5 protein-coding genes and 1 pseudogene are annotated in these 4462 nt (G+C 68.0%); all 6 read left to right on the forward strand.

The window, feature by feature from the left end; translation table 11 throughout:
- Positions 1 to 147 precede the first annotated feature (147 nt).
- The 6 genes and pseudogenes from ACZ4M3_RS35285 to ACZ4M3_RS35310 all read left to right on the forward strand — a co-directional run bounded on the left by ACZ4M3_RS35285 (position 148) and on the right by ACZ4M3_RS35310 (position 3329).
- Positions 148 to 504, forward strand: coding sequence for a hypothetical protein (locus ACZ4M3_RS35285; RefSeq protein ID WP_467739728.1), 357 nt, complete (start codon positions 148 to 150; stop codon positions 502 to 504).
- Positions 501 to 791: a hypothetical protein gene (locus ACZ4M3_RS35290; protein ID WP_467739730.1), complete on the forward strand. Its 291-nt coding sequence runs from the start codon at positions 501 to 503 to the stop codon at positions 789 to 791. The genes ACZ4M3_RS35285 and ACZ4M3_RS35290 overlap by 4 nt, the downstream gene beginning before the upstream one ends.
- Positions 792 to 939: 148 nt before the next feature.
- Entirely contained in the window at positions 940 to 1425 is a 486-nt protein-coding gene (locus tag ACZ4M3_RS35295) for a DUF2975 domain-containing protein (RefSeq protein WP_467739732.1), read from the forward strand.
- Complete coding sequence (locus tag ACZ4M3_RS35300; protein ID WP_467739733.1) at positions 1425 to 1646, forward strand: helix-turn-helix domain-containing protein; 222 nt, start codon at positions 1425 to 1427, stop codon at positions 1644 to 1646. Before ACZ4M3_RS35295 ends, ACZ4M3_RS35300 begins: the two co-directional genes overlap by 1 nt.
- A gap of 267 nt (positions 1647 to 1913) precedes the next feature.
- Positions 1914 to 2838 (forward strand): annotated as a pseudogene (locus ACZ4M3_RS35305) (helix-turn-helix domain-containing protein).
- Positions 2839 to 2909: 71 nt separating this feature from the next.
- Entirely contained in the window at positions 2910 to 3329 is a 420-nt protein-coding gene (locus ACZ4M3_RS35310; protein ID WP_467739734.1) for a hypothetical protein, read from the forward strand.
- Positions 3330 to 4462 lie beyond the last annotated feature (1133 nt).

Consider the following 4462-nt stretch of genomic DNA (forward strand, 5'->3'; position numbering starts at 1 on the left):
GTAGGACGCCGCCGAACAATCATTGTGGGAAAGCCCCGCACCAGCCCTTCACGGGCATGGTGCGGGGCTTTTCTGCGTTCACCGGCCGAAAGCCGCTCAGCAGTGCGGTGGGGCTGGGTATCCTGGCCGCGTTCCCCTGGAGGGCAGATGACAGCACAGCAGCTGGACGCCGGCGGCCCGCTCATCCCCCAGCCGGCCATGACGCGCGAAGCGCTGCGCGACGCCGTACGGCGGATCGACATGGCGAGCCTCGCCGCGCTCGACAAGGAATGCAACGAAGCGTTCGACCGGGCCGCGGAGACCGGGGCCATCAACCCGCTGCGGTTCTTCCTCATCAAGTGGGCCACGCACGTGGCGATCCACCGGTGGCCCGCGCGGTCGGCGGCGCTCCTGGAGGCTGAGCGCGTCGTCGGGGATCCGCGGGCGACGGAGCAGGAGTTCCGGGCCGCCATGGAGACGATCAGCCGTATCCTCGCCGAGGCCCAGGCGGAGATCGGCCAGTGACCTCGCGCGGCGAGGGCGTCGAGAACGACAGCGGCTGGGCGTGGGAGTGCGATCCCGGGCGGGTGTGGGTACTCGGTGACATGCCGGCAGAACAGCAGAACCTCGTCGGCGCCGTGATGGACGGCTTGGTCGACCTCGCCTCCATGGCCATCGACCCCAAAGACGGCAGCCTCTACGAGGATCCGCACCCGATGCGGCTGCGTACGTACGAGGACGAACACCTGATGCTCTGGTACCAGACCATCCCGCACCGCAGCCGCGTGTACCTCAAGCGGGTCAACCTCTGACGGTGCCGGTGCCGATGCCGGCACCGGGTGGTGGGGCTACCTGGAGGACCGCCCCGATCTTTGACTCTGCGCCCCCAACCGGTTCATCTCTTGCCGCACCTATCGAAACTCGATAGATTCCCATCGTTACGCGATGGGAGAGTGGGTCATGGGAAAGCTGACAGTCGGTGCGCTGCGCGCCGTGCTCGTGGTGGTGCTCGCCGGCACCGTCTTCGTACAGGCATCGATGGTGTGGGCGTTGGCTACCGACCCGGAGGACGGGAATCTCCCGCTCACTCCGCTGCGCGTGATCACGATCCTCGGCATGGTGTCGGCCCAGGTGGCCCTGGTCTGCGTATGGCGGCTGGTGACGATGGTGCGGCGCGGAACCGTGTTCTCCCACGCCGCTTTCCGCTACGTGGACGGCGTGATCGGCGCGATCGTGGCGGCTGCCCTCGTGTGGTTCGCGGTCACGGCCGTCAATGCGCCGGGCCAGCGGGACGACCCGGGCGTCACCGTCATCATGGGCGGGGTGGGCGTGGCCATCCTGGGGGTCGCGCTCATCGTCCTCGTGCTGCGGATGCTGCTCGCCCAGGCCGTGGCACGGGATGTCGAAGCAGCCCATATGCAGGCCGAGTTGGACGAGGTGATCTGATGCCGATCGCCGTCGACATCGACGTCATGCTGGCCAAGCGGAAGATGTCCGTGGGCGAGCTCGCGGACCGCGTAGGGATTACTCCCGCCAACCTTGCGGTACTCAAGAACGGCCGCGCCAAGGCGGTGCGCTTTGCGACGCTCGCCGCGCTCTGCGAGGTGCTCGAGTGCCAACCGGGCGACCTGCTGCGCTGGGAGGCCGAGGATGCCGCGGGCGAATGACGTGCCCTTTGCGGCGGTGCGGCGCCTGCTGGGCCGCATCGGCGGTGAGGTGGCAAGCCAGGGGCCGGCTGACCGAAGCACGCAATGGCGGTCGACGGCAAGACCCTGCGCGGAGCGGCCAGGGCCGCGGGCGGCGGTACCCATTTGCTCGGCCGAGGTGGACTCGGCCCCGGGCGTCGGGCCGCCAGACACCTCCGGGTCTACTGAGCTTGAAGTCGTCTTGTCGTAGGGGCTGACGTTCGGTGACCGTCACGGTATGCCAGGTGTATGAGGTATCCGCAGGGTGGGGGTCTGACCGCGGAGAGGCAGGCCTTCCGCGAGCGGATCCGGATGGAAGCGGTCGAGGAGTTCGCCGAGGGGGGGGCAGCACGGACATCGCGGAGGAGTTACGTGTCAGCGTCCGCTCCGTCCAACGGTGGCGTCGGGCCTGGCAGAGGGCCGGCGAGGAGGGGGTGCGTTCCCGCGGCCCGGCGTCCCGTCCGAAGCTGAGTGAAACCCTGTTCGCTGTTCTCGAGGAGGAATTGGTCAAGGACCCGGTCGCGCATGGCTGGCCGGTCGATGACGCGGTCGGGGATCTCGCAGTTGCTGCGACGTCATGGCTGGAGTCATCAGGTTCCGTCCCGTCGTGCGGTCGAGCGCGACGAGGCTGCGGTGGCCGGCTGGGTAAGGGACGTGTGGCCGCACGTGGAAACACCGCGGCGGCGCTCGGGGCCTGGATCGTCTTCGAGGACGAAGCCGGATTCTCGATGACGCCGCCGACCTCCCGCACCTGGAGCCGTCGCGGATCACTCCGGTCACCCGGGTCCGCGGACGCTCCCAGCGCCGCTTCTCCATCGCATCCCTGTGCTGCTACGAACCCGGCGAACGTTCCCGCCTGATCTACCGGCCCAAACGACACACCGATCACGAGGCCGGGGGCCGCAAGAGCTTCGCCTGGACCGAGTACCGCGACCTCCTCATCGTCGCCCACCGGCAACTCGGCGGACCCATCGTCCTCGTCTGGGACAACTTGAACGTCCCTAAAGACCGCCGCATGCGGGCCTTCATCAACACCGCCTTCACTGACCCCGGCAACCTCAACCACCGGCTACGACAAGGCCTCCGCCAGATCCAATACCGCAGCCACCTCATCGACGGATGCCTCACCGGAGCCGGACTCACACTGTCGACACCACGGCTACAGGCTCAGTAACGCGTCGAGTCGCACGCGGATGGCTGCTGCGTGGCTCTGTCGATCTGTTGGAACGGGATGCGAGGCCGAGGGTGGATGTCGAAGGGGCGGGAGCTGCGATCCAGCTCCCGGAAGGGTCCTGGTGGGACTGGGACGTCGTCGGTTGGGACGGCGGACAGATCAGGCTCGCCGCCGGCCATGATCTTGCCTACCACCACGGCCTGGAACTGGTCTTCGTTGATCCGGTCTTCGTCAGCTGCCCACCCGCGTTTCACGATCCGATCTTCCGAGCTCCGTGGCCTGACGAGCTCCTGAGAGTCACTCGTCAGTCCGGTGCTGAGCCGGCCGTCGTGGTCGCCTTCGAGGCCGACGCCGGCGGGCAGGAGCCGGTCTCTGGCCTCATCGCCGCAGAGCGGCTCGATATCGTGCGAGAAACCGTCCTGCGGTACTGGCGCGAGGATGCAGGCCCCGGTCAGCGCTTCGCTCCGTGGGTGCGGTCCTCAGGCCAGTAGGCGGATCTTGCCAGTTGGCCGCGCTGCTCACCTCGACCGGCCCGAGCTGGGGAGGCGAGGGTCTTGTCTGCTTGCCGAGTGCGTCCTCGGCCAGCTGTGGCTGGTGCGTCCAGTCGCCTCGGATGACCTCGCCGAGCCGCTCGGGGGCGGCGGCAATGCCGCGCTGACGACCGTCCTGCTTGCGCGCAGCATGGAGAGGGAGGGCTCAGCTGGCCGGACCGCTCTGCACCACGGATCAGGGGGAGGCCTGTGTGCCCCAGGGCAGGGGCGCGAGCATGTGGTTCTGGTGGAGGACGTGGTCCGCCACGGCGGTGCGGGCTCGTACGTGCCGTGACGCGCGTCGACGGACGCGCTCGCGGCGCGGCCGGCGCGGGCAGCGTCGGGCCTGTCTCCTCCTTTTTGTGTCCGCGGTGATCCAATGTCGCCGAGGACCGCAGCACCACGCACCTCGCCCCTGCCCGGCGCCCGGCGTGAGGTCCGCTTCGTCCAGCCCGGCCACCAGGGCGCCCAGCACGGCTGCCGAGCAGTGGGGATCCCGTGTGGGGACGGGGACAGGTTCCGCAAAGCGGTGGGCGGGTGGTCGCGCAACTGCTTCCGCAGCTGACCGGCTGGCGGCGCAGTCAGCAGACCCCGAGCGGCCCGGGCCCAAGGCCGGTCGGACCGCGCGGAGGGCGAGGAGCCACTCCGGCTCGGGCTCGATGCGTGCTCTGCGCGTCACGACAGTCAGACCGTCGCCCCGGGGCTCACGCCGTTTTGACGGTGTCGGGAGAGAGATGTAGAGTTGAACAGTTGCCTGGAGCTGAGAGGCTCGGCACGCGCCCCCTGAGGAAGCAATTCCAACCGGGGCCACTCGACTCCTTCCTCAGGATTCTGAAGCCGGGAAATCCGGTGGAAAACTTCTGATAGAGTCGGACTCGCCGGAAAGGGAAACGCGAAAGCGAAGAACTGGAAAGCGAAACCCGCTTCGACCGGGAATCGGACCCGAAAGAGTCTGATAGAGTCGGAAACACAAGAACAAAGGAAGCGCCCGGAGGAAAGCCCGCGAGGGTGAGTACAAAGGAAGCGTCCGTTCCTTGAGAACTCAACAGCGTGCCAAAAATCAACGCCAGAAGTTGATACCCCGTCCACTCCGG

The sequence above is a fragment of the Streptomyces sp. NPDC026522 genome (assembly GCF_055567555.1).

Excerpts from the sequence above, each read along its gene's own strand:
- ACZ4M3_RS35285 (WP_467739728.1), top strand. The coding sequence starts at position 148 with ATGACAGCACAGCAGCTGGACGCCGGCGGCCCGCTCATCCCCCAGCCG.
- ACZ4M3_RS35295 (WP_467739732.1), top strand. The coding sequence starts at position 940 with ATGGGAAAGCTGACAGTCGGTGCGCTGCGCGCCGTGCTCGTGGTGGTG.
- ACZ4M3_RS35300 (WP_467739733.1), top strand. The coding sequence starts at position 1,425 with ATGCCGATCGCCGTCGACATCGACGTCATGCTGGCCAAGCGGAAGATG.